The 24,186-nt window shown below is 59.2% G+C and carries 18 protein-coding genes and 2 pseudogenes; 10 read left to right on the top strand and 10 right to left on the bottom strand.

Going from position 1 to position 24,186, the window contains the following annotated elements:
* Positions 1-37: 37 nt before the first annotated feature.
* From ACZZ0D_RS11805 to ACZZ0D_RS11785, 5 genes are all read right to left on the bottom strand, one after another.
* Positions 38-556, bottom strand: a complete 519-nt coding sequence (locus tag ACZZ0D_RS11805) for a P-loop nucleotide/nucleoside kinase family protein (protein WP_463553321.1) — start codon at positions 554-556, stop codon at positions 38-40.
* Between the two features lie 9 nt (positions 557-565).
* Positions 566-1,111: a GNAT family N-acetyltransferase gene (locus ACZZ0D_RS11800; protein WP_463553320.1), complete on the bottom strand. Its 546-nt coding sequence runs from the start codon at positions 1,109-1,111 to the stop codon at positions 566-568.
* Between the two features lie 53 nt (positions 1,112-1,164).
* Positions 1,165-1,638, bottom strand: coding sequence for an LEA/WHy family protein (locus ACZZ0D_RS11795; RefSeq protein ID WP_159811380.1), 474 nt, complete (start codon positions 1,636-1,638; stop codon positions 1,165-1,167).
* 67 nt (positions 1,639-1,705) lie between these two features.
* Positions 1,706-3,172 (bottom strand): nucleobase:cation symporter-2 family protein, encoded by a 1,467-nt coding sequence (locus ACZZ0D_RS11790; RefSeq protein ID WP_463553319.1) that lies wholly within the window; start codon positions 3,170-3,172, stop codon positions 1,706-1,708.
* A gap of 212 nt (positions 3,173-3,384) precedes the next feature.
* Positions 3,385-4,284 carry a LysR family transcriptional regulator gene (locus ACZZ0D_RS11785; protein WP_212546001.1) on the bottom strand — a complete coding sequence of 300 codons (900 nt, stop codon included), beginning with the start codon at positions 4,282-4,284 and terminating at the stop codon, positions 3,385-3,387.
* A 99-nt stretch (positions 4,285-4,383) separates the two neighbouring features.
* Here ACZZ0D_RS11785 and ACZZ0D_RS11780 point away from each other — a divergent pair.
* Together ACZZ0D_RS11780 and speB are read left to right on the top strand one after the other, a co-directional pair.
* Positions 4,384-5,476: pseudogene (locus tag ACZZ0D_RS11780) on the top strand (polyamine ABC transporter substrate-binding protein).
* 25 nt (positions 5,477-5,501) lie between these two features.
* On the top strand, positions 5,502-6,461 hold the full coding sequence (gene speB / locus ACZZ0D_RS11775; protein ID WP_463553318.1) for an agmatinase: 960 nt from the start codon (positions 5,502-5,504) through the stop codon (positions 6,459-6,461).
* Positions 6,462-6,667: 206 nt separating this feature from the next.
* Here the strand turns inward: speB and ACZZ0D_RS11770 are convergent, their stop codons facing one another.
* Entirely contained in the window at positions 6,668-7,720 is a 1,053-nt protein-coding gene (locus tag ACZZ0D_RS11770; protein WP_463553317.1) for an aldo/keto reductase, read from the bottom strand.
* Positions 7,721-7,957: 237 nt separating this feature from the next.
* Between ACZZ0D_RS11770 and zapE the strand changes: the two genes are divergently transcribed.
* From zapE to ACZZ0D_RS11755, 3 genes are all read left to right on the top strand, one after another.
* Complete coding sequence (gene zapE, locus ACZZ0D_RS11765) at positions 7,958-9,076, top strand: cell division protein ZapE (RefSeq protein WP_400748636.1); 1,119 nt, start codon at positions 7,958-7,960, stop codon at positions 9,074-9,076.
* Positions 9,077-9,093: 17 nt separating this feature from the next.
* Positions 9,094-9,675 (top strand): DinB family protein, encoded by a 582-nt coding sequence (locus tag ACZZ0D_RS11760; RefSeq protein ID WP_463553316.1) that lies wholly within the window; start codon positions 9,094-9,096, stop codon positions 9,673-9,675.
* 177 nt (positions 9,676-9,852) lie between these two features.
* A complete protein-coding gene (locus ACZZ0D_RS11755) occupies positions 9,853-10,350 on the top strand; it encodes a GNAT family N-acetyltransferase (RefSeq protein WP_159811374.1) in 498 nt (165 codons plus the stop codon).
* Between the two features lie 78 nt (positions 10,351-10,428).
* Here the strand turns inward: ACZZ0D_RS11755 and ACZZ0D_RS11750 are convergent, their stop codons facing one another.
* The gene (locus ACZZ0D_RS11750) at positions 10,429-10,638 is read right to left on the bottom strand and encodes a hypothetical protein (RefSeq protein ID WP_463553315.1); all 210 of its coding nucleotides are present in this window, start codon (positions 10,636-10,638) and stop codon (positions 10,429-10,431) included.
* A gap of 260 nt (positions 10,639-10,898) precedes the next feature.
* Positions 10,899-13,145 carry a TonB-dependent siderophore receptor gene (locus ACZZ0D_RS11745; protein WP_463553314.1) on the bottom strand — a complete coding sequence of 749 codons (2,247 nt, stop codon included), beginning with the start codon at positions 13,143-13,145 and terminating at the stop codon, positions 10,899-10,901.
* Between ACZZ0D_RS11745 and ACZZ0D_RS11740 the strand changes: the two genes are divergently transcribed.
* A complete protein-coding gene (locus tag ACZZ0D_RS11740; RefSeq protein WP_463553313.1) occupies positions 13,120-13,392 on the top strand; it encodes a hypothetical protein in 273 nt (90 codons plus the stop codon). The genes ACZZ0D_RS11745 and ACZZ0D_RS11740 overlap by 26 nt on opposite strands.
* On the opposite strand, the gene ACZZ0D_RS11735 is transcribed toward ACZZ0D_RS11740, so the two are convergent.
* Positions 13,389-15,140 carry a phosphoethanolamine transferase CptA gene (locus tag ACZZ0D_RS11735; RefSeq protein WP_463553312.1) on the bottom strand — a complete coding sequence of 584 codons (1,752 nt, stop codon included), beginning with the start codon at positions 15,138-15,140 and terminating at the stop codon, positions 13,389-13,391. The genes ACZZ0D_RS11740 and ACZZ0D_RS11735 overlap by 4 nt on opposite strands.
* Before the next feature lie 231 nt (positions 15,141-15,371).
* Between ACZZ0D_RS11735 and ACZZ0D_RS11730 the strand changes: the two genes are divergently transcribed.
* Positions 15,372-20,171, top strand: a complete 4,800-nt coding sequence (locus ACZZ0D_RS11730; protein WP_463553311.1) for a dermonecrotic toxin domain-containing protein — start codon at positions 15,372-15,374, stop codon at positions 20,169-20,171.
* Positions 20,172-20,213: 42 nt separating this feature from the next.
* On the opposite strand, the gene ACZZ0D_RS11725 is transcribed toward ACZZ0D_RS11730, so the two are convergent.
* A complete protein-coding gene (locus tag ACZZ0D_RS11725; protein WP_053119802.1) occupies positions 20,214-20,402 on the bottom strand; it encodes a DUF6026 family protein in 189 nt (62 codons plus the stop codon).
* Between the two features lie 275 nt (positions 20,403-20,677).
* Here ACZZ0D_RS11725 and gnd point away from each other — a divergent pair.
* From gnd to ACZZ0D_RS11710, 3 genes and pseudogenes are all read left to right on the top strand, one after another.
* Positions 20,678-21,659: pseudogene (gnd, locus tag ACZZ0D_RS11720) on the top strand (phosphogluconate dehydrogenase (NAD(+)-dependent, decarboxylating)).
* Positions 21,656-23,179, top strand: a complete 1,524-nt coding sequence (gene zwf / locus ACZZ0D_RS11715) for a glucose-6-phosphate dehydrogenase (protein ID WP_426620230.1) — start codon at positions 21,656-21,658, stop codon at positions 23,177-23,179. Before gnd ends, zwf begins: the two are co-directional and overlap by 4 nt.
* A complete protein-coding gene (locus ACZZ0D_RS11710; protein WP_463553310.1) occupies positions 23,176-24,006 on the top strand; it encodes an HAD family hydrolase in 831 nt (276 codons plus the stop codon). Before zwf ends, ACZZ0D_RS11710 begins: the two co-directional genes overlap by 4 nt.
* Positions 24,007-24,186: the final 180 nt, after the last annotated feature.

Here is a 24,186-nt window from a genome sequence, read left to right as displayed (position 1 = left end):
ATTTATGAATTAATAGCATACGTCTGCACGAACTTCGCTAATCGACAGACACGCCTTGCACAGCCCCGTTGAGCAGGATGAGTTCGACGGATTGATCGACGCTCAGTTGCGCCGTATCAACCGTCAGTGGTGCTGGCGACCAGGGTTCATAGTCATGATCAAGCACCGATTGCCACGAGGGTGGGATCAACCCCGGAACATCTGACTGCCGCTGTTCAACGCGCCGGCGGTGCTCTTGCGGGTCTGAGCAGATCACTTCGATATTCAGCAGCGAAGCGTTAGCACGGGCGGCAACATCGGCCCACGCTTGTCTGCTTTCTGCCACAGGATTGACGCAGTCGACGATGACAGTGTGACCCGGCCGAAGATTGCCTAGCGCCAGTTCAAGCGCAACAAAATAACCACTGCGGCCGACATCGCCTGCGAGAACATCGGCGTTACGGATCGCTTGTTCAATCGAATCAATCCTCAGGTACGTGGCTTTTAACCGCGTCGCGACAGATTTGGCGAGGGTCGTTTTGCCGGTGCCGGGCAAACCGCTGAACACAATAAGCATGGGAGCTCCTCAGCGTTGACTCAGCCATTCTTCGCGGCTGATTTCCCAAAGATCCCGGGGCCAGCGGCCGCTGACGAAGTTACCTTCATCGCTGCCAATCAGGCGCATGCCGCTGCGTTCGGAGAGCCGGCGCGAGGCGATATTAGGCGCCGCTTTCGGCACCCGCAGGATCGGGCGATCAAGGGTTTCGAACCAATAGTCGGTGACGGCGGCGCAGGCTTCGGTCATCAGGCCTTGACCGTGCCATGCCGGCGCGAGCCAGAGCCCACGGTTGTTGTCCTGCTCATCCATCAGGCTGATGTTGCCGATCAATTGTTCAGGTGCCGATTTCGGCCGCAGCGACCAATGCCACTCCTTGCCAGCGGCCATCGCCGGCAATGCAATGTCGCGCAGGTAAGTGAGGGCGCCGTCGGCGGGGTAGGGCCAAGGGACGAGGGCGTTCAGGTAACGCACCACTTCCCAGTGCGCAAATTGCTGCTGCACGGCATCAGCGTCGGCCAGTTCCAGCGGGCGCAGGATCAGCCGTTCGGTGTACAACGTCGGTATCTCTTCCATAAACCTGCCGCCTCCTTGAGCATTGTTAATGAACGCTCAAGGCTAACCCATCTTTACCAAGTTGCGGCAGTGGCTTTCGGCAGGCTCAGTTTGCCGCTGTCGACAAAACGCATGGTGCCGAACAAGCCGCCGGCGAGTTTGCCACGCAGCACATACGGCAGATTGTCGAGGGTTTGCGTCTGGCTGAGGCCGAGGGTTTGGCGCAGTACCGAGAACGCGGAAATGCTCACCGGCACGCTGACGATGGTTTCGGAGAAACGCGGGATCGAGCCGCTCTGATCGCTCACGCCCGAGGCCAGTGAATGGCCGTTGACTTCCAGATCGAGGGCGATGCCGTTGTAGTCGATGGCGGTTTCGTTGGGGTTCTGCACGCGAATCTTGATCGCGAAGCGCACTTCCAGATCCTGGCTCGGCAACGGTTCGAGGCCGACCACGTTGATGTTTACCGGATCTCGGTTGGGAAACAGCGCGCAGGCACTGAGGGACAGCAACAGTAACGACAGAATGACGGCGTGGACGCGGCGCATAAACGGTCTCTCAACAAAAAAGGGCTGAACCGTTGCCGGTGCAGCCCTTTCTGTTAAAGGCCGGACGTCAGCGGTTCAACTGTGCGACAGCCGCCGGTTGGCCAGGTTCAGCTTTGGACGGCATGTCCGGGTTTTCCATGACCTGAAGAATAGAAGCTTCCGGGTCGAAATCGTCTTCTTCCAGTTCGATGAATTCTTCCGGCAGGAAGACGTTCAGCACGATAGCGCACAACGCACCGACGGTGATTGGCGATTCGAAGATGTTGCGCAGCGCTTGCGGCAGTTCGCGCAGCACTTCCGGCACAGCGGCAATGCCCAGGCCCATGCCGAGGGAAATCGCCACGATAAGCATGTTGCGCCGGTGCAGGCCGGCTTCGGCGAGGATCTTGATCCCGGCCACCGCGACGGTGCCGAACATCACCAGCTCAGCGCCGCCGAGCACCGGTTTCGGCATCAGTTGCAGCACCGCGCCGATCATCGGGAACAGCCCGAGCAGCACCAGCAGACCGGCGATGAAGAAGGCGACATAACGGCTGGCGACGCCGGTGAGCTGGATCACGCCGTTGTTCTGCGCGAAGGTCACCATCGGCATGCTGTTGAACACCGCCGCCATGGCCGAGTTGAGGCCATCAGCGAGCAGGCCGGACTTGATCCGGCGGATGTACAGCGGGCCTTTGACCGGTTGGCGCGAGATCATCGAGTTGGCAGTCAGGTCGCCCGCAGCTTCGAGCGGCGACACCAGGAAAATCACCGCGATCGGCACGAACGCGACCCAGTCGAAATTGAAACCGTACTTGAACGGCACCGGTACGCTGACCAGCGGCACTTCTGGCATCGAAGCGAAATCGACGGTGCCCATCAGCCATGCAACGAAGTAACCGAGGGTCAGGCCGATAACGATCGCGCCGAGGCGCAGGAACGGCACGTCAACGCGGTTCAACACGACAATGGTGCCAATCACCAGCGCGGCCAGAAACAAATGGGTGGACGCGCCCAAGTCCGCCGCGCCGAAACCGCCGGCAATGTCGGTCATCGCCACTTTGATCAACGACAGGCCCATCAAGGTGATGATGGTGCCGGTGACCACCGGGGTGATCAGCATGCGCAATTTGCCGATGAACTGGCTGAGCGCGACCTCGATGAACGCGGCGAAGAAGCACACGCCGAAGATCGTCGAGAGGATTTCATCGGTGCCGCCGCCGCGCGCCTTGACCATGAAACCGGCACTGAGAATCACGCTGATAAACGAGAAACTGGTGCCTTGCAGGCACAACAATCCGGAACCGACCGGGCCGAAACGCTTGGCTTGGACGAACGTGCCGAGGCCGGAGACGAACAGCGCCATGCTGATCAGGTAGGGAATTTCGCTTTGTAGACCGAGGGCGCCGCCCATGATCAGGGTTGGCGTGATGATGCCGACGAAGCTCGCCAGCACGTGTTGCAGCGCGGCGAACACGGTGGCGGTGAGGTGCGGACGGTCGTTGAGACCGTAGATCAAGTCGTTGTTGCGCGGGGCTTTTTCAGAGGCGGTCATGGTGATTTATGCGCCGCGAGGCGGGGCCGGGTCAGAAAATGGAGGCGCAGGATGCCGCAAGAGCGCGGCGAGGGCAACGAGCAAAAATTGCCTGAAAGGTCAGGTTTTATTGGGGTTGTACCCAAATCCCTGTAGGAGCTGTCGAGTGAAACGAGGCTGCGATGTTTTGATCTTGAATGGCAAAGTCAAAAGATCGCAGCCTTCGGCAGCTCCTACAGGGGGTTGAAGGCAGCCAACAGGTCTTCTTCGAAGGCTTTCTGCGCATCCCCCGGTACCTGCGCCCGGTGCCGCGCCAGGTGAAACGCCACGTCAAAACTCAATTCACCTTCACGCACTGGCCGCAACAACCCTTTGTCCTGCAACCCCCGCGCATAATGATCCGGCAAATACCCCACATGCTTGCCCGACAAAATAAATGCCAGCGTGCCCTCAACCTGCTCCGATCTGGCCGAACACACCTTGCCCTGAAACGGCTCGTCACTGCGCAGAAACCGGTACGGATGATCGACCCGATCGCACGCCGCCAGTGCCGCATCGCTGGGCGCATCGTCGGTGAACAGTGGATGCCCCGCCGCGCAATACAAATGCTGGGTTTCGCTGAACAACTCGTGATAGTCGAACGCACTTTGCACCTGCGAAAAATAGCCGATCGCCAGATCCAGCCGCTGCCGCAACAACAAGCGCTCCATCTCGCCGGGCATCGCACTGATCACTTCGATGCGCACCGACTCATCACGCTCGCGAAAGCGCCGAATCGCCTCGGCCACCCGTTGCAGCACCGATTGATCGACCGCTTCAGAAATGCCCAGCCGCACTTCACCAATCAATCGCCCGGCGACGCCGTTGGATTGATGGCGAAAGGTTTCAATGGATTCAAACAACGTGCGCGCGGCGATCAGCAGTTGCTCGCCCTTGGGCGTCACGCTGAAACCACCCTTGCCACGGCTGCACAAACGATAACCGAGGCGGGTTTCGAGCTTGGCCATTTGCTGACTGATGCTCGACTGGCTGAGCCCCAACTCACCCTGCGCCGCGCTGAAACCGCCGCACTCGACCACGCTGACAAACAGGCGCAACAGCTGCAAATCGACATCGTGAAGCTGACCGAGCATCACATTACTCCGCAATAAAGTCAGGATAACTATTCAGGTATTTTTCTAATGTATCCGACGGCGCACGCTGCAACCACTTCCCTCGGTCAGGTGTGCGTCATGGCTCCCATGTTCAAGCTGTGTTTCCCCGCGTTGCTGTTTACCGTTGTCAGCATGGCTCAAGCCGAGGACAAGACCCTCAACCTCTACAGTTGGGCCGGTTACGTGCCGCCGCAGACGCTGCAGCGTTTCGAGAAAGAGACCGGTATTCAGGTGCGTTACGACACGTTCGATACCTCCGAAGTGCTCGAGACCAAACTGCTCACCGGCGGCAGCGGTTATGACGTGGTGGTGCCGTCCTCCAGCGTGCTGGCCCGTGGATTGGCCGCGGGGGCGCTGAAGGAAATCCCCCACGAAGGGCTCAAGGGTTACGCCAACCTCGATCCGGATTTGTTGACGAAACTGGCGGCCGTCGACCCCGGCAATCGTTATGCCGTGCCTTACACCTGGGGCACGCTCGGGTTGGGCATGAACGTCGAAGCGGTGAAAAAACGCTTGCCGGACGTGCCGTTGAACAGCCTCGATCTGCTGTTCAAACCGGAGTACGCCAGCAAGCTCAAAGACTGCGGCATCGCGATTCTTGATTCGCCGCAGGAAGTCATCGGCCTCGCGCTGCACTACCTCGGCAAAGATCCGTACAGCACCGACAAAACTGATCTGGCCGCCGCCGAAGCGCTGCTGCAAAAACTGCAACCGTCGGTGCTGTATGTCGCCACGGGTCGGCAGATCAGCGATCTGGCCAACGGCACAGTCTGCCTCGCGCTGACCTACAACGGTGACGCGAGCATGGCGGCGGATCAGGCGCACAAGGCCAACAAGCCGTTCGAAGTCGCTTACCGCATTCCCAAGGAGGGCACGCTGATCTGGCAGGACAACCTGGCCATCCCCAAGGACGCGCCACACCCTGAAGCTGCGCGGGCGTTCATCGAATTCATGCTGCGGCCTGACTCGGTCGCCGAGCTGACCAACACGCTGTTTTTTGCCACCGCCAACCAGGCAGCGACGCCGCTGGTGGATGAAGCGGTGCGCAACGATCCGGACATTTATCCGCCGGCTAATGTGCGCGAGCTGCTTTTCGCCGACCGCAGCATGAGCCTCAAGGACATGCGTCAGCGCACGCGTCTGTCGGACCACTTTCCGTAGCCACCAGTAACCACAAAAAAACAAGGAGCACTCCAATGGACGTGCCGATGCTCAACGACCAAGCCCTGACGCGCGACAGCCTGTATGGCACCTCTGCCGAAAGCACTTACGCCGGTATCACCAGTTTCATGCGCCGGCGTTACAGCCGTGATCTGCGCGGTGTTGATGTGGCGGTCAGCGGTGTGCCGTTCGACACCGCCACCAGCAACCGCCCGGGCGCACGTTTCGGGCCGCGCGGGATTCGTGCGGCGTCGACCGGGATTGCCTGGGAACGCCACTGGCCGTGGACGTTCGACCCGTTCGATCATCTGGCAGTGGTTGATTACGGTGACTGCGATTTCGATTTCGGCTCGCCGCACAGCATCCCGGAAAGCATCGAGGCCCACGCTGATCAGATTCTTGAATCCGGTGCGGCCATGCTGACTTTTGGCGGCGACCATTTCGTCAGCTATCCGCTGCTCAAGGCCCATGCGCGCAAGCACGGCACGCTGTCGCTGATCCACTTCGATGCGCACAGCGACACCTGGCCGGACGAGGAGGGCAAACGCGTCGATCACGGCACCATGTTCTGGCACGCCGCGAAGGAAGGTCTGGTGGATCCGGCGCGTTCGGTGCAGATCGGTTTGCGCACCACCAACGACGACAACATGGGTTTTCAGGTGCTTGATGCGCGGCAAGTGCATCGGCGCGGTTGCGAGGCGATTGTCGAAGCGATCCGCGCAAGGGTGGGCGATAACCCGGTGTATTTGACGTTCGATATCGACTGCCTTGATCCGGCGTTTGCGCCTGGCACGGGTACGCCGGTGTGCGGTGGTTTGAGCACGGTGCAGGCGCTGGAGATTCTTGGCGGTTTGCGCGGGATCAATCTGGTGGGCATGGACGTCGTCGAAGTGGCCCCGGCCTACGACCACGCCGAAGTCACTTCACTGGCCGCCGCCACACTGGCCATGGAAATGCTCTGCCTCTACGCCGCCAAGCACAAAGTTGACCTCTGACCCTCAACACAGACCCCTTGTGGGAGCGGTGTCAGGCCATGGAAAAGCTCTGCCTCTACGCCGCCAAACACAAAGTCGATCTCTAGTCCTGAACACAAACCCCCTGTGGGAGCGGGCTTGCTCGCGAAAGCCGTAGATCAGTTAACCCATAAGTTGACTGACACACTGCCTTCGCGAGCAAGCCCGCTCCCACCGTTTGTACGGTGTCACGCCACGGGGATGATCGGCCGATCCAGCGTCTCCGGCCCGGTGTAGCGGGGTGCTGAACTGGCAATCGTCTCGAACGGCACGCCCGCCGGCACGCTACTCACACCATCCAGCCGCGCCAGTTGTTCATCGCTCAGTTGCACCGCAAGCGCCCCCAACGTCGCATCCAGTTGTTCACGGGTACGCGAACCCAGAATCGGGATCAGCGCCGTGGTCGAGCGCTTGGCTTTTTCGCGCAGCCAAGCAATCGCGACGTGAGTGGGGCTAACACCGATCTCGCTGGCAACCGCAAGCAAGGCATCGAGCAAAGCCGTTTCCCGCGCGCTTTTTTCCGCATGCACCAGCATGCCGAGTTTGGCCGCGCGGTTGTTGTCATCGTTGCCGCGATACTTGCCCGTCAGGAAGCCGCCGCCCAGAGGCGACCACAGTGTTGCTGCCAGACCGAGGGCTTCGGCCATCGGCAGTAATTCCCGTTCGGCGGTGCGTTCGGCGAGGCTGTACTCGACTTGAATCGCAGCAATCGGCGCGAACCCGCGCACCTCTGCCAGCACGTCGGCGCGAGCGATGCGCCAGGCCGGGAAGTTCGATAAACCGGCGTAGTGAATCTTGCCGGCGCGCACCAGATCGTCGAAGCCGCGCAAGATCTCTTCCATCGGCGTGACGCCATCGCTGATGTGCGCCCAGAACAGATCGATGTGATCGGTCTTCAAGCGCTTCAGGCTTTCTTCTACGGCACGCACCATGTTTTTGCGGCTGTTGCCGGTGTGGGAAATACCGGCCGCCGGCGTGGTGCCCATGCTGTATTTGGTGGCGATGACCAGTCGATCGCGCTCAGGTGCGATGAACTCACTGAGCATCGACTCCGATTGCCCACCCTGATAACCATTGGCGGTGTCGATGAAATTGCCGCCGGCCTCGAGGTAACCGTCGAAAATGCGTTTGGCTTCGTCACGTTCTGCGCCATGCCCCCAACCGGTGCCGAAGTTGCCGGCGCCCAGCGCCAGTTCCGATACGCGCAAGCCGGTTTTACGGCCAAAAACCTTGTAGTGCATGGCAATGCTCCCGATCCGATTCAGTAAGATTACGGTTGAAATATGACGCCAATATGATGCTGGTAATATTCCTCTGTCAAGCCAGACTCCGCTAAACGGTAAACTCATTGACGATCATCAAATCATCCCCTGTAGGAGCTGCCGAAGGCTGCGATCTTTTGATCTTTTTTCATGATCAAGATCAAAAGATCGCAGCCTTCGGCAGCTCCTACAGTGCGTTTGGGTATACTCCCGCGCATGACTTTCGACTCCCCCCTCAGCGCCTGGCAACACGCCATCGAGCACAAGGGCTTCATCCAGGATGAAGCTCAGGAGCACGCCGTCTGGGCGTTGCAAAAATGCCACGAAGCTCTGCACGCCGGGGCCCGTTCGGTCACTGGCGTTTATTTGTGGGGCCCGGTCGGGCGGGGCAAAACGTGGCTGATGGATCAGTTTTATCAAAGCCTGCGCGTGCCGGCGCGGCGGCAACATTTCCATCACTTCATGGGCTGGGTGCATCAGCGTTCGTTCCAGTTGACCGGTATCGCCGACCCGTTGCGCGCGCTGGCCAAGGAACTGGCAGCCGAAGTGCGGGTGCTGTGTTTCGACGAACTGTTCGTCAACGACATCGGCGACGCGATCATTCTCGGTCGGCTGTTTCAAGTGATGTTCGACGAAGGCGTCGTGGTGGTTTGCACATCCAATCTGCCGCCGGATGATCTGTACGCCGATGGCTTCAACCGTGACCGCTTCACGCCGGCAATCGCTTCGATCAAGGCGCACATGCAGGTGGTGCCGGTGAACGGCGCCGAAGACCATCGTCTGCACCCCGGCACCGGGCTGCAGCGTTACTTCGTCGCCACGCCGGAGCAGGGCAGCGCGCTGGATGAGGTGTTTCAGACACTGAACGCCGGGCAACCCGCCAGCGCTGAGCCTGTGTCGGTCGGCCACCGCGTGTTGAACGTGGTGCAGGCCAGTGCGACGGTGCTCTGGTGTCGCTACGCCGATCTCTGCGAGCAACCGTTCGCCGCCATGGATTTCATCGCGCTGTGTGATGCCTATCAGTCTATTCTGTTGAGCGAGGTGCCCAACCTCAGCGCGCAGAAACGCGAAGGGCGCATTGCCCGTGGCACCGAGGACAACGCCGAGCGCGTGGCGGCGGGGGATCGCGAGTTGCCGCAGTTGTCGGTGCATGACGACGGTGTACGGCGCTTCATCGCCCTGGTCGACGAGTGCTACGACCGCAAGGTGCCGCTGTATATTGAGGCGCAAGTGCCAATGGATGCGCTGTACACCGAGGGTTATCTGGAATTTCCGTTCCGTCGCACCCTCAGCCGTTTGCAGGAGATGCAATTGCAGCGCTTTGCCGAAGCGTGAGTGAAGAGGGCGCCAACATGACCCAGCCGCTGTCCCATCATTTGCTGACCATGGCCTATCAAAATGCCTGGGCGAACCATCGTCTGGCCAAGGCCTGGGCGCAGCTCGATGGCGCGGATCTCGCCGCGCCGCGCATCAGTTTTTTCCCCAGTATTCGTCTGACCCTCAATCACATCCTCACTTGCGACTGGTTCTACGTCGACGCGCTGGAACGCGAGTTGCGCGGAGCCGAGCCGCATCCGGATTGCTTCGTGTTTTTCAATCAGGACGAGCCGTTTACCGAGGCCGCGCCACTGCGAGAAGAACAGGCCCACGTTGATCGGCGACTGATCGCCTATTGCGAGCAGATGCGCGATGCCGATCTGGGCCGAATCGTCACCATCGCCCGCGACACGCCGCAACATGACAGCCGATTGCGCATGCTTTCGCATCTGTTTGAACATCAGATTCATCATCGTGGGCAGGTGCACGCAATGCTCAGCGCTACCTCGGTGAAGCCGCCGCAACTGGACGAGTTTTTCTGCGCGGGAGAGGCCGGGTTGCGGGCTGAAGACTTCGCCGAACTCGGCTGGACGGAAGAGCTGATTTGGGGGCATTGATTTTTCAAATGCAAAAGATCGCAGCCTTCGGCAGCTCCTACAGGGGAATGGGGTCCATGTAGGAGCTGCCGAAGGCTGCGATCTTTTGATCTTGTCGACAACACCGTGCTCGCGCTAAGGTCAGGCAGCCTATCAGTGCGCACTTTGCGCGCCGGGGTTGTGTGTTTGGGGATGGAAATGGATTCCGCAGAAATTCTTGTACTTCAGGCCAGTTACACCAATCCAGTGCATGCCGAGGCCATCGGCGTGGTACTCAACAACTATGCAGAAGATCCCATGGGCGGCGGTCATCCGATTGCCCCCGAGCTGCTGCAACGCCTGCCGGAAGAACTGGCCCGGCGACCGCATGCGTTCAGCGTGCTGGCGTTCGTTGGCGGTGAGCCGGCCGGTTTGGTGAACTGCTTTGAAGGCTTTTCGACGTTCGCCTGCCGACCGCTGGTCAACGTTCACGATGTGGCGGTGGTGAACAAGTTTCGCGGTCTCGGCTTAAGCCAGAAGATGCTGCGCAAGGTCGAGGACATCGCCCGCCAGCGTGGCTGCTGCAAGATCACCCTTGAAGTGCTCGAAGGCAACGCTATCGCCCAGGGCTCTTACCGCAAATTCGGTTTTGCCCCGGGGATGTTCAACCCGGAGCACGGCCGCATGCTGTTCTGGATCAAGGATTTGCAGGCATAAAAAAAAAGGCGCCCCAACAGGGCGCCCAACTGTCATCTGCGGTGACCGGAGCACAGTCCTCGCAGGTCCATCGGTGATTCAGTTGCGATAAGACTCGGTCACTTGGGCCGTCTGGTCGTCGGGAACCCGCAGTTCTTTGGTCTTGGCGTCGCTCACCTGTTCGCTTTGCGCGTGGTGAACGGGGAAGTTGTTGAAGTAGTAGCGCATGCGTTCGGCGCCCCCTTCGGCAAAAGCGCTGGCAGAGCCAAGGGCTAGCAGCCCGGCAAGTATTACAGTCGTGGTTTTCATGGTGCCTCCTACTGAACAAGTCGGAGCCGTTCGTCCATGAAGCAGAACTCGAAAGCGAGTGTGTTCCTTACGAATTAACTCGGGGTTAACACCCTAATACTTGTGGCGAGGGGATTTATCTGTGGCGAGGGGATTTATCCCCGTTGGGGCGCGCAGCGGCCCCGCTTTTAATCTGAAACAGCAGGGGCCTGCTGCGCAGGCCAGCGGGGATAAATCCCCTCACCACCGATAAACCCTGCACTACTCGGACAGGGGAGGGACTAAAGCTTCCAGTCCAGACTCAGCGTCACCGTGCGCGGATCACCCCAGAACACGCCGTTGTAGAAGCCGACATTGTCGTAATACTTCTCGTCAAACAGGTTGTCGACGTTCAGCGACGCCGACACGTGCTCATCGAATTGATAACGCGACATCAACTTGACCACGGTGTAAGAACCCTGATGGATCTTGGTGTTCTCTGTAATGAAATCACCATTCGCCTCACGCCCGACCGGTCGATCAGCGTAGTCGAACATCGCACTCTGCCAATTCACCGCACCGCCGACCGTCAGTGCCTGCCAATCACCCGGCAATCGGTACGCCGTCGATACGCGCAGCATGTTCAACGGCGAACTGGTATTGGTGCGCTGTTTATCGCCATTGACCGAATGGGTATAGGTGTAACCGGCCGTCATGTTCCAGCCCGTCATCACTTCGCCAGACACTTCCGCTTCGAACCCGTTGACCTTGTTGCCCTTGCCGCCAGACTTATAAAACTCTTCGCCACTAGCCGGATCCGGTGGTACCGAATCGTCGAGTTCGGCCACGTTGTCCTGCTTGCTCCAGAACACCGCTGTCGCGACGTTGAGGCGTTCTTCCAGCAGACTGCCCTTGAGGCCGACTTCGTAGTTACTGCCCACCACCGGATCCAGGTAGTTGCGGCTGCTGTCGCGGTAACTCTGCGGTTTGAAAATATCGGTGTAACTGGCGTAGACCGTGTATTCCGGCGTCAGGTCGTAGAGCAGACCGGCGTACGGCGTCCAGATGTCGTTCTGGCGCTGAGTGGTGCTGTCGACACTGGTCAGTTGCAGGTTCTCGTCATAGTAACGATCGTCCTTTTTGCCTTCCCAACTGCCATAGCGGCTGCCGATCACCGCGTGCAGTTCATCGGTCAGGCTCAGGCGTGTGGCGATGTAGCCGGCCTTCTGGCGGGTGCTGCTGCGCGAGCCGGTGCGGCCGGTAACGGTGTCGGAGAACTTGGCGATATCGCCCATGTATTTCCAGTCACGAATGCTGTCATAACCCTCAGGCACCGCGCCCGCGACGATGGACGGGGAATAAGAACGGTGATTCGCCTCGCCGTAGCCGAGCATCATTTCGTGCTCACGGCCGAGCAGGTTGTACGGGCCGGACAGATTGAAGTCGTACACATTCATTTTCTGGTTGCCGAGCATATGGCCCCGGTAGGCGTACATGCCGCTGCGATCGGCTTCCGGGAACCCGGTGCCGCCGTAATAAACCTTGCCGTCGACATCGCTGTCGCGGTGGGTGTAGGCGGCTTTCAGGCGCCAGCCACCGGCCAGATGCTGATCCAGCGTGGCGAACGCGGTTTTATCGCGCAGCGGCCACGAACTCCATGACGTCGCCATGTTGGTCGAACGACCGAGCCCGGCCTTGGTGCCATCGGCATTCCAGTACGGCAGGGTGCCCCATGAGGTGCCCTGAACCTGTTTGTCCTGGTAGTCATAACCGACCGCCAACACAGTGGAGTCAGTCAGATCCGCCTCAAGAATGCCGTAGCCGACTTCACGTTGCAGGGCGTAACTGTCGCGGAACGACTGGCTGTCGCGATACGCCAGCACCGTGCGCCCGCGCAAACGACCATCGAACGCCAGCGGCCCGCCAACGTCGACGTAGCTGTAGTAATCGTCATAACTGCCGCCGCTGACCCCGGCCAGCGCCTGCAATTGAGCCGTCGGGCGTTTGCGCACCATGTTGATCGTCGCTGAAGGGTCGCCAGCGCCCGTGGTCAGGCCAGTGGCGCCGCGTACCACTTCGATGCGGTCGTAGATGATGGTGTCGGCATCGGTCTTCATCCGGTCGAAGGTGTTGAGCATCCCGTCAATCTGGAAATTGTTGATCGAGTAGCCGCGCGACGAATAACCGACCCGATCCGAATCGTTGTGCTGCACGACGATACCCGTGGTCTGGCTCATGGCTTCGGACAAGGTACCGAGTTTGAAATCGTCCATTTGCTGACGGGTCACCACGGACACAGATTGCGGGGTTTCCTTGATCGACAGGTTCAGCCGGGTCGCGGTGCTCATGGCGCCGGTGGTGTAGGCATCGGTGTTTTCGGTGGTGGTGCCCAAACCTTGGGCGGTAACGTTGGTCGACGCCAGTTCGAGCGCCGTTGAGGCTGGCTCTGGCTGTTTTTCAACGTCTGTTTCGGCCAGCAAGTCAGGGCTCAGTGCAGCACCGCAGAGGCCGAGGGTGAGGGTCATGGAACGGGTGATAGGCGCGAACATCGCAGCCGACTCCTTGTCTTCGAGGGGAAATATCCTTTGGTTCAAAGACGAAGAGGGCGGATGCGATTTAGTAACAAACAAGAAATATTGTTATTTGAAAGTGTTTCAAAACCCCGTAGGAGCTGCCGAAGGCTGCGATCTTTTGGCTTTGTTTTTAAAAGACAAGATCAAAAGATCGCAGCCTTCGGCAGCTCCTACAGGGAATGGTGGGCATGAAAAAGGGGCCTTTCTGGCCCCTTTTCGTTAATGCTGTTGCGCCACTTCGGGTGGTGCCTCTGCAGGTTTTTTCGGCTTCATCAGACTGAAGTCGATCAAGGCACGTTGCTGCTTCTCATACGGGTTGCCAATCAACAACGGGCGCGGCTTGAAGCTGTCACTGACCAGGCTCTTGCTGCGATCCAGTTCATCGGAACTCAAGCCGGCCAGATCCGCCCAAGTGTGAATCAGGTGCGAACTGCTGTACGGCCTATCCAGATCAGCGGCGAAGTTCCAGTTGTGGTTTTCACGCCACTTTGGCGATGCCCACGCCATGAACGGAATGGTGTACATCGGCGCGGTCGGTTTGTTTTCGTTACGGCCCAGCGTGGTGTGGCCGACCGAGTCGAACACGTCTTCACCGTGGTCGGAGAGGTACAGCAAAAAGCCGTTCGGATCGGACTTGGCGTAGTCCTTGATCAGGCTCGACACCACAAAGTCGTTGTACAACACGGCGTTGTCGTAGCTGTTGTAAGTCGGCACCTGATCGTCACGCACGCCGGCCGGTACGCCGGTGCGATCCTGGAACTTGTCGAAGCTCGGTGGATAACGGTACTGGTAGCTCATGTGCGTGCCGAGCAAATGCACGACGATCAACTTGCGCGGTGCCGAATCGGTCAGGGCCTTGTTGAACGGCTCGATCACGTCGCCGTCGTACTGCGCGGCGTTCTGATTGCGGTTGTTGTTCAGGTACACCTGCTCGTCGGCCTGTTCGGAAAAGGTCGTAAGCATGGTGTTGCGCTTGGTCATGGTCTGCTGGTTGGTGATCCAGAAGGTCTTGTAACCGGCCTGTTTCATCATGCTGACCAGCGACGGCGTCGACAGGTACAGATCCGGATTCTCTTCATCAGCGAAGGTCAGCACTTGCTGCAAGGCTTCGATGGTGTAAGGCCGCGGGGTGATGACGTTGTCGAACACCGCGAGCTGATCTTTGAGCTTGTCCAGTTCCGGCGTGGTCTTGCGCGGGTAACCATAAAGGCTCATGCGCTGACGGTTGGTCGACTCGCCGATCACCAACACCAGGGTTGCAGGCTGATTGGCCGACGCGTCCTGCAGGTTTTTCAGCGGCGGAATCTTGCTCGCGCTGTGCAGCATGTCCTGCATGTCGGCGAGGGTGTCGAGATAACGGTGGTAGGCCACAGCCATTTGCCAAGGCACCGCCGGCTCGATGCGCGTTTCGAACTTCTCGAAACCCTCGGCGAAGCTGCCAGTGCGCTGGGTCTGCTTGATCAGCGGGTAGCCGACGACAGCGATCACGATCGCAGCGGCGGCCACGTAGGCACGGCCACGCGGCATGTACACCGGGCGCAGACGCGTCCACAGGAAGTAGGCGAACAGGGTGTGAGCAAGGAACGCCGGCACCATCCACCAGGCAAAGTACTGGGTCATGTACTCGCCCGCTTCAGAGATGTTCGACTCGAACATGATGAAGATGACGCTTTGCGAGAATTCTTGCTGATAGATGAAGAAGTAACCGAGGCTGGCCATCGAGCAGGCCCACAGCACCACGCCGATCACGGCGGCAATCAGTTTTGTGCGCTTGGGGAACAGCAGCATCGGCGCCAGCCAGATTGCGCTCATCACGAACGCCTGACGGAAACCGGTGAAACCGGAGGTGCCGGTCAACTGGATCAGCAGCTGGGTAATACCCGAGAAGTACCAGAAGAAAACGAACAGCCAGAGAAAACCGGCCCAGTCAAAACCTGTCGCAGACTTGTTGCTGCGTTTGAACATCGCCATCAGCGCTCCAGCTTTTAAATTAATTGTGCGGATGCACCGGGGGGTGATCGCGCAAATGCCATCCGCGCAAAAAATGAGCGGTTATCCACAAAAGGAGAAGTATCCGCAATCCGTTGTGAAAAGTTTGTGATTTACACCCAAACGGCGCGCAGCGTGCGGTATTGGGATACCGCACGGTAAGTGCCGCGATAGGGTTTGATGAGGTTCGCCCGAATCCAGAAGGAAATGGATATGACCGAACCTGTCTTAACCGAGCCTGCGTTGCAGGCCAATGAAGTCCTGGCCCAGGCGGTAGCACTGGAGTTTGCACAGCGGCCGATTGTCATCACAGCGGTTCTCAAGCATTTTTCCGCTGCATTGGCCCGGCGTTTTCCAGCGCAACGCATCAACGTTCTTACCACAACGCTCAACCTGCCGGCGTGGGAGACCGACGATGAACGCCACAACAGCGTTCACGCCGTTGAAATAGAAGGGGCGGGACACACTACCGTGCCACTGCTTGAAGTGATGATCCACAGCATCACCGGCAAGGCGTCATTGCACTTTACCGCCGGGCATTTTCTCAACGATGTAAACGGACAGCGTCTGCAGGTCGACATGCCCGAGGTCGAAGACCTGCTACGCGCAATACCGAAGGTGCTGCCCGCTTTGCTTCAGCAGGCGCTGACCGATTTCTGGAGCGATACGCTCACCCGCGATACGCGACGATGGCAGTGGTTTGCGGACATCTGCAAAGCCGCGCTGGTGCTCAACTTGACGCCGGCGAGCGACCTCGACCGTGAGCAAATCCTGACGCAGCGTCAGATCGCCCACTGTCCTGAGAAAGCCGAACGACAGCGGGCATATGGCGCTGATTGTGCAGAGGCCTGGTTGATGAGCTACAGCGCAACTAGCGGCGAAGCGGCGCACACGGGGCACGACATACTGGTAACGCGCCGCGTCGGAGCGCGCCAGATCGTCCTGTGTTTCGATCCTGCCGGAAACGTTACCGCGTTCGACACGCTGCAAGCCGTGGCCGAACGGTATGGCGGCGTTGGCACCGCGATCGACGTCGATATCCAGCTTTGGTCGATAACGGCGGACGTCTTTGTCACCCAGGTTCAGGCTGTGCTCGACGCGCAACTTGGCAAGCTTGCACAGTGGGGAGACGCTGGTGGTCATGACCTGGCTGATCTCGAAGCGCAGTTCGCTGCGATCGGAGATACCGGCGCGTTGTTTTATGTTGCGTCAGATCTGGCTGCGCCTTCAGGTGTGTTCGGCGCGGTAGCCAACAACCAGCCTCAATGGTTGTCTTTGGCTTCTCGCGGGCAAGTGCTTGATTGCAGTCAACGGTTGTTGGCGTTGGCGGCGTTGCAGTTGGCCACCGAGGGTCGCAGCTATGATGAAGGTATCGACAGCGCCGCGACATTTGCCAGGCATGCACTGATTGCCGCCATGGCACCTTTAGGGGCGGCCTTTGACCCAGACGCGCTGCTCGTTACGCAAACCCGCTATCAAGCGGATGCTTTCGGCGTGGCCACCGGCACAGCCATCGTTGAGACGACGAGTCTGACCCAGCGCGCACTGATGAATCTCGGAGGGCTGGTGCACGCCAAAACCACTTGGCGCTTGCGCGATGACTCAGTTTTACCTGCCTGGGTCAGTGAGGACTCGCTGCGATCGCTGATCACTGACGCCGATATCGGCGCTGGCTATACAGAAATGGTCAAACGTGAGCTTCTCGATGACCCCGTTAAAAGGATTTGGCGAGAACGGCGTTTTGCCGAACAGCTGCGCGTGCAACTGCCGTTGCTGGCACTTGAAAGCCACATTACCGGACGCGGCGCGTTGACTGAGGCGGGTTATCGGCAGGTGGATGCGCTGATGAAGGTGCAAATCATCGACCGCAAAGTCGATGCGCAACCCATCGTGATCCGTCCGCTGGCGTTTGTGCTGGACGCGGCAGAGCGTGTCGACGTGGTCAGCAACATGTTCGTGATCGGCCCGCAAAGCGCCGGCGCAGGGCCTCACGTGTTGTATCGACCGCTTTATTCTCCGCCATTGATGCAATTCAGCTCGTTGCCGGCGTTGCTGGCTGCGATCTGCGCTGATACATCGCTGCAAAAAAGTGTGCTCGACTGGCTTGAACCGGACGCGCGCAGCATTTATGCCAATGGAGGATTTGAGGAGCCTCATCTGGCGACGGTCATCATTGACGTCGATTTTCCAGTGCGGCCTGCGCCGGCAGCGCCAGTGATCAGTGAGTTACCCGTCGTCGGCGATCCGCTGATGGAGCTGTACCGTGCCAATGCGCAGTTTTTGCTGCACAAGGCGGATGAGCAGACCGTCTCTAACGCCGAATATCGCTGGTCTGTGCTGCTCGGGCTGGGTGTGCATGTTTTCGATGCGTTGCTAGGGTTGATCATGCCCTATCTGCGAGGCTCTACGGCGGCGGCAGGCTGGTTAATGACGCTGGAGCTGGATGCCATGCAATCATTGGCCGCCTTGGGCCGCGGTGAGGTTGCCCCGGGTCGTCAGTTGTTGGTCAGTCTTATGGCGCAACTGGCCGTGGCATTGCTGGCGCATCGACTCGCGGAGCGTGACATCGCCTTGCCAGGCATGCCTGTCAGGACTGCGCGTATGCCTCACGCCAGTTCTATCGGTCATGTTCTGACGACAACCGCTTCGGTCGAAGAGGCGGTGGACACGGTTGTGGACTTTTCTGTCGCGCCCCCCAGGGATTCGCGCACGCGACTCGAACGCTACCTGAGCCTGCACCCACAAGGCGTGGGGCCGCGCATTGATACTGCGCCGCTACCCGGCATTCATGTGGTTGAAGGTCACTGGTATGCGCAGGTGCCTGGCCGAATTGCCGGTTGGGGATGGGCACAGGTGACGCCGGTCGAGGCGCCGGATGTGGTCATGCTGGATCACACCGGTCAACCGATAAAGTGGCTGCAACTGCGTTACAACGGGAATGACCAGTGGGACACCGCTCCGGAGTTTCGTGTCCGCCACGGCGGGCGGGCGGCCAGTCGTCTACGCAACTACGTATCAGGTGACCCGCAGCTCAATGCTGCCCGCGCAGCCCGCGCCAATAAGCTGGAGCGGCTCAAGGCAAAAAGCGCGGAGCTTGACGTACAGATCGTCAAGGTCAGAGAAAGCGGCAACGCGGCGATTCTTGCTTTCCACAAAGCCTCGGCAGGATTCGACGAGTTACAGGCGCGCATAGATGGCACTCAGGGCAGGGAGCAGGCGCAATTGAAGCGCGAGATGCAGGCCTTACAGCAGCGCTTACGGATTCTCGATCCGCAGATCCACAAGGCTGGGGCCTCCTACGCGGAACTGCAGCTCAAATACATCGCGGAACTGGACAAGATGCGCCCGATACTTGATGCCGATGAGCATTATCTGCGCGAGGACAGAATCCATTACCTCGAGGACAAACTGGCACGACTTTTCGTCATCGAAAATGCCCTGGAGAATGCCTCCGATACCATGCCGCAGTTGGGTTTCGGCAAGGAGCAGGTGTTCCCGCTGGTGTATGACGGCGCTGCGTCCGCCAATGACGTTCCCTACAACGCATTGTTTGAAGCGCGCAAACGCATTCTGAAGTTTTACCCGACACGCATCGAAGTCAGTCAGGCGCTGGAAGACACCGCTGAAGAGCTGGTTAAAGTTGACGAGGTTGTGTCAAAGGGCCGTCGTTCGGCGAGTTTTATTCAGGGTTTTACTGCTCGAGCGTTGAATACTGATGGCTACAAGGTCTTCGAACTGATGTCGATACAGGGCGCACTCACGGGTAATCCGGCTCATACACCCAGCATGCTCGAAGCCGCCGCGATCGAGGGACTCAGCCGAATACCGTTAGGGCGTGTGACCGGCCATCTGTTGGAACTTGATTCAACTTACGGTTTTACCCCCAACGAGCGGATTCTGCTGCTTCAAGATGCCGTCGCTCATTACGCCAATGCTGAAGCATTGGCGCATTGTCTGGAACGGCACGCCGGGGCAGCCTCGTTTGTACCAGAGGAATTCGTCAGTCGGTTTCTCGACAGATTGAAGCTTTATCGCCTCAAGGCCGAGCAAGAACTGGAACGAGTCGCGCGGGATGAGCTCAAGCAAACAGAACCGCAAGAGCCTGCTGCTGACGTGAGACCGCGTGCAAAACGCACCCGCAACAAAACGCGGCGAGTCATCGAAACTGCAGACGGAATGGTCATGGGGTCATCCAGTGACGAATTGGATGATCCTGATGAAACCGTGATCTCCGTTGATGCTTACACGGGGACACGTACGACCTATTATCGCCATATGGACGCCGATCCGGTTTACCAGGCCCGGCGGGTCGAGTCTCCTGTGCCGCCGCGCCCGATACCCGGTCTGGGCAAATTGCTCAAGGACGGGCATTCGCTGCTCAAGGGTGTCGAAGGGTTCAGGATCCGCGTTGCGCAGGCAGCAAACATCTCCCTCGAGCCCAAAAGCCAGGAGGACATGTTGGTGAGTCAGGCGCTAAAGCTCGAACAGACAGCTGATCAGCTACAGCGCAGACGCCACGAATACTCGACGGAGCAGCAAGACAGTGTGTCCCGACTCGCCCAGGCATTATCGGCTAGCGGTCAAAGTCTTCGCGATCAGGCTGTGCAATTGCGAATCGACGGAGCACGCCGTCTGCCGCCAACCGTCGGTAATCTGCAGTATTTGCTGGATCACCGTGAGGTGCGCATCGGAAATTGGAGCTGGTCAGACAAAACGACCCTCGCCGGTGGTGCTGATTTTTTGCTGGAGTTTGAAGTGCTGGACGAAAAGGCCTTGGCCAATCAACGGCATCGCGTGTTGTGGTACGCGCATTTTCATTGCGTCAAAAAAAACGCGACAACGCTGAAGAAAGGCCATCTGAAATTGGCGAGCCTGCGCTACAAAACCTATGCCGATCAGGTGCGAGAGGCGCAAGCCAGCCAGGTCAAGGCAATTGAAAGCGCCAACATCAACGCCAAAGTAGCAGAGAAGCTGTTTTTCATTCATTTGCCGGCAGAGGAGCGATCCAGATAAGCGACCGCTCGACTTTTGATCGCTGCGCCGGCGTGGTACGACTTAATTGCGCAGTGCGCGGGCAGTCGGAGCAGGCAACAGGTCAGCGGAATGTTGGGCTTGCACAAGCGATTGCAGTTGGGCGACCTGGCGCAGAAGCTGTTCACGCTCTTCGCGCAATTGGCGCAGTTCGTCACGACGAACGGTGACATATAACGTTTGTGGGGGACGTGCGGTAACGACTGTATCCATTGCTCACCTCGCAAATGGCATGCATCAACTGTGGACAGGCCCTCGTTCGCGAGGGCTGAACCACTATCGGCGCCAATTTTGATTTCTTTTGTGCGGGAATGGAACTTTTTTATTTTTCATGGTCGGTGTGTCTTCGCCACGTTTCGGGGCGTTATCAGTCTGGATCGGGCACAATGCCCGGAAACTTCATCGCAACGCTCTGGACTAACCTCCTATCAGTCGCGTTGGGCTATAACCAATGACACACATTTATTTGTAGTAAGGAGCATCAGCACATGCAACTCGGGATTATTGGACTGGGCCGCATGGGCGGCAATATTGCGCGGCGTCTGATGCTCAACGGTCACACCACCGTTGTTTACGACCGCAATACCGCTTTCATCGACAACCTGGTCGCCGAGGGCTCCACGGGCGTCGCCGACTTGCCGGCACTGGTTGCCGGTCTGGCCAAACCGCGTGCGGTCTGGGTCATGCTGCCGGCCGGCGCGCCGACCGAAGACACCATCAACACCCTGAGCACACTGCTGGAGGCCGGCGACACCATCATCGACGGCGGCAACACCAACTATAAGGATGATATTCGCCGGGCCAAGACCCTGAACGAGAAGGGCCTGCACTACATCGACGTCGGTACCTCGGGCGGCGTCTGGGGTCTGGAGCGCGGTTATTGCATGATGATCGGCGGCGACGCTGAAACCGTGCAGCGCCTCGACCCGCTGTTCGCTGCACTGGCGCCGGGCATGGGTGACATCCCGCGCACCAAGGATCGCAAGTCCGATGATCATCGTGCCGAGCACGGCTACATCCATGCCGGTCCTGCCGGTGCCGGGCACTTCGTGAAGATGATTCACAACGGCATCGAGTACGGCATGATGGCCGCGTTCGCCGAGGGCTTCGACATCCTCAAGACCAAATCCAGCGAGCGTCTGCCGGAAGATCAGCGTTTTGATCTGAACGTGGCCGACATCGCCGAAGTCTGGCGTCGTGGCAGCGTGGTGTCCTCGTGGTTGCTCGATCTGACGGCTGATGCGCTGGCCAGCGATCCGAAACTCGACGGCTTCTCCGGTTCGGTAGCGGACAGCGGCGAAGGTCAATGCAACCATCGAAGCGGCCATGGAACAAGCGGTGCCGGTACCGGTGCTGTCGAACTCGCTGTTCTCGCGCTACCGCTCGCGCGGTCAGGGTACTTTTGGCGACAAGATTCTTTCGGCCCAACGCTTCGGCTTCGGCGGCCATGTGGAGACACCGAAGAAATGAGTCATACGATCCGCAAGAAATCCAAGGCAGAACCCGCTCCACCGACCACGCTGTTCCTGTTCGGTGCCCACGGCGACCTGGTCAAGCGCTTGCTGATGCCGGCGCTGTACAACCTCAGTCGCGACGGCCTGCTTGACGAGAACCTGCGGATCGTCGGCGTTGACCACAACGCCATCACCGATGAGGCCTTCGCGCAAAAGCTCGAAGACTTCATCCGTACCGAAGTGGCGGCGAAGGTCGGCAAGGGCGATCAGATGCTTGATCCGGCCTTGTGGGCCAAGCTCGCCAAAGGTATCAGCTACGTCCAGGGCGACTTCCTGGACGACAGCACCTATTCCGCGCTGGCGGCGAAAATCGCCGACAGCGGCACTGGCAATGCGGTGTTCTATCTGGCCACCGCGCCACGTTTCTTCAGTGAAGTGGTGCGCCGACTGGGCGCCGCGAAACTGCTGGAAGAAACGCCTGAAGCGTTCAGAAGGGTGGTGATCGAGAAGCCGTTCGGCTCCGATCTGCACACCGCCGAAGCGCTCAACGCCTGTTTGCTCAAGGTGATGTCCGAGAAGCAGATCTATCGGATCGACCATTATCTGGGCAAGGAAACCGTGCAGAACATTCTGGTCAGCCGGTTCTCCAACAGCCTGTTCGAAGCGTTCTGGAACAACCATTACATCGACCACGTGCAGATCACCGCGGCGGAAACCGTCGGTGTTGAAACCCGTGGCAGTTTTTACGAACACACTGGTGCGCTGCGCGACATGGTGCCCAATCACCTGTTCCAGTTGCTGGCCATGGTCGCCATGGAACCGCCGGCAGCGTTTGGCGCTGACGCGGTGCGCGGCGAGAAGGCCAAAGTGGTTGGCGCGATTCGTCCGTGGACGACTGAAGAGGCGCGCGCCAACTCGGTTCGCGGCCAGTACAGCGCCGGCGAAGTCGATGGCAAAGCCTTGAACGGCTATCGCCAGGAGCCCAACGTCGCGCCGGACAGCAGCACCGAAACCTACGTGGCGCTGAAAGTCATGATCGATAACTGGCGCTGGGTCGGCGTGCCGTTCTATCTGCGCACCGGCAAGCGCATGAGCGTGCGCGACACCGAGATCGTCATCTGCTTCAAACCGGCGCCGTACGCGCAGTTCCGTGACACCGAAGTCGATGAATTGCAGCCGACTTACTTGCGTATCCAGATCCAGCCGAACGAAGGCATGTGGTTCGACCTGCTGGCGAAACGGCCAGGGCCGGCGCTGAACATGGCCAACATCGAGTTGGGGTTTGCCTACAAGGATTTCTTCGAGATGCAGCCGTCGACGGGTTACGAAACCCTGATCTACGACTGCCTGACCGGCGATCAGACGCTGTTTCAGCGCGCCGACAACATCGAGAACGGCTGGCGCGCCGTGCAACCGTTCCTCGACGCCTGGCAACAGGACGCGAGCGTGCAGACTTATGCTGCCGGTGACGACGGCCCGCAGGCCGCCGAAGACTTGCTGACTCGCGATGGTCGCGTCTGGCATGGCCTCGGATGAGTGACCTGCCGAAACAACCCATCCGTTTTCTGCTCAGTGACATGGACGGCACGTTGTTGCTGCCCGATCACACGCTGAGCCAGCGCACCATTGATGCGGTTCGTGCCTTGCGTGAGGTGGGCGTGTTGTTCAGCCTCGCCACCGGGCGTCCACCGAAAGCCATGTTGCAGCAGATCGAAGCTTTGGGCGTTGATCTGCCGACAGCGGCGTTCAATGGCGGCACCATCGTCAATCCGGACGGCAGTTTGCTGGCCGCGCATTATTTGCCGGCGACCACCGCGCTGATTGCACTGGCGACGTTCGCCGATCAGCCGGACGTGGAAATCTGGGTGTTCAGCGGCGGCGACTGGCTGCTGAAGGATCCGCACGGGCCGATGGTGCCGCGCGAACAGCATGGCCTCGGCTATCCGCCGGTGGTGGTTGAGAGTTTCGAGCCGTATCTGGAGCGCATCGATAAGATCGTCGCGACCAGCAACAACACTGAGCTGCTGATCGAACTGGAAGCGCGCTTGATTCCAAAGGTCAACGGCATGGCACAAGTCTCGCGCTCACAACCGGTGTACCTCGACGTGACCGCGCTGGAAGCCAACAAAGGCACCGCACTGACGACGATTGCCGAGCACCTGGGCATCCCGCTGGAACAGACCGCCGCGATCGGCGATGGCGGCAATGACCCGGCGATGTTCCATTGCGCCGGATTATCGATTGCCATGGGCCAGGCTGAGGACGCGGTAAAGCGCCAAGCCGACGTAGTCACCGCCCCCAACACCGAAGACGGCGTCGCCCAAGCCATCGAAAAATACATCCTCCCAACCCAAAACCTGTAGGAGCCGAGCTTGCTCGCGAAGGGGCTGTGTCAGACAACGCATTTGTCGAATGACACACCGCTTTCGCGAGCAAGCCCACTCCCACAATTGTTATGCGGCGTTTTGACTGTAGGAGCTGCCGAAGGCTGCGATCTTTTGATCTTGCTTCAAAAACAAGATCAACGGATCGCAGCCTCGTTG

It is taken from the genome of Pseudomonas sp. AC193 (genome assembly GCF_979258075.1).
Note: the sequence above shows the minus strand (reverse complement) of the source record. Positions and strands in the feature narration are given on the sequence as shown.

Coding starts and splice junctions, on each gene's coding strand:
- ACZZ0D_RS11805 (WP_463553321.1), bottom strand. CDS start 556: ATGCTTATTGTGTTCAGCGGTTTGCCCGGCACCGGCAAAACGACCCTC.
- ACZZ0D_RS11800 (WP_463553320.1), bottom strand. CDS start 1,111: ATGGAAGAGATACCGACGTTGTACACCGAACGGCTGATCCTGCGCCCG.
- ACZZ0D_RS11795 (WP_159811380.1), bottom strand. CDS start 1,638: ATGCGCCGCGTCCACGCCGTCATTCTGTCGTTACTGTTGCTGTCCCTC.
- ACZZ0D_RS11790 (WP_463553319.1), bottom strand. CDS start 3,172: ATGACCGCCTCTGAAAAAGCCCCGCGCAACAACGACTTGATCTACGGT.
- ACZZ0D_RS11785 (WP_212546001.1), bottom strand. CDS start 4,284: ATGCTCGGTCAGCTTCACGATGTCGATTTGCAGCTGTTGCGCCTGTTT.
- speB (WP_463553318.1), top strand. CDS start 5,502: ATGGACGTGCCGATGCTCAACGACCAAGCCCTGACGCGCGACAGCCTG.
- ACZZ0D_RS11770 (WP_463553317.1), bottom strand. CDS start 7,720: ATGCACTACAAGGTTTTTGGCCGTAAAACCGGCTTGCGCGTATCGGAA.
- zapE (WP_400748636.1), top strand. CDS start 7,958: ATGACTTTCGACTCCCCCCTCAGCGCCTGGCAACACGCCATCGAGCAC.
- ACZZ0D_RS11760 (WP_463553316.1), top strand. CDS start 9,094: ATGACCCAGCCGCTGTCCCATCATTTGCTGACCATGGCCTATCAAAAT.
- ACZZ0D_RS11755 (WP_159811374.1), top strand. CDS start 9,853: ATGGATTCCGCAGAAATTCTTGTACTTCAGGCCAGTTACACCAATCCA.
- ACZZ0D_RS11750 (WP_463553315.1), bottom strand. CDS start 10,638: ATGAAAACCACGACTGTAATACTTGCCGGGCTGCTAGCCCTTGGCTCT.
- ACZZ0D_RS11740 (WP_463553313.1), top strand. CDS start 13,120: ATGGAACGGGTGATAGGCGCGAACATCGCAGCCGACTCCTTGTCTTCG.
- ACZZ0D_RS11745 (WP_463553314.1), bottom strand. CDS start 13,145: ATGTTCGCGCCTATCACCCGTTCCATGACCCTCACCCTCGGCCTCTGC.
- ACZZ0D_RS11735 (WP_463553312.1), bottom strand. CDS start 15,140: ATGGCGATGTTCAAACGCAGCAACAAGTCTGCGACAGGTTTTGACTGG.
- ACZZ0D_RS11730 (WP_463553311.1), top strand. CDS start 15,372: ATGACCGAACCTGTCTTAACCGAGCCTGCGTTGCAGGCCAATGAAGTC.
- ACZZ0D_RS11725 (WP_053119802.1), bottom strand. CDS start 20,402: ATGGATACAGTCGTTACCGCACGTCCCCCACAAACGTTATATGTCACC.
- zwf (WP_426620230.1), top strand. CDS start 21,656: ATGAGTCATACGATCCGCAAGAAATCCAAGGCAGAACCCGCTCCACCG.
- ACZZ0D_RS11710 (WP_463553310.1), top strand. CDS start 23,176: ATGAGTGACCTGCCGAAACAACCCATCCGTTTTCTGCTCAGTGACATG.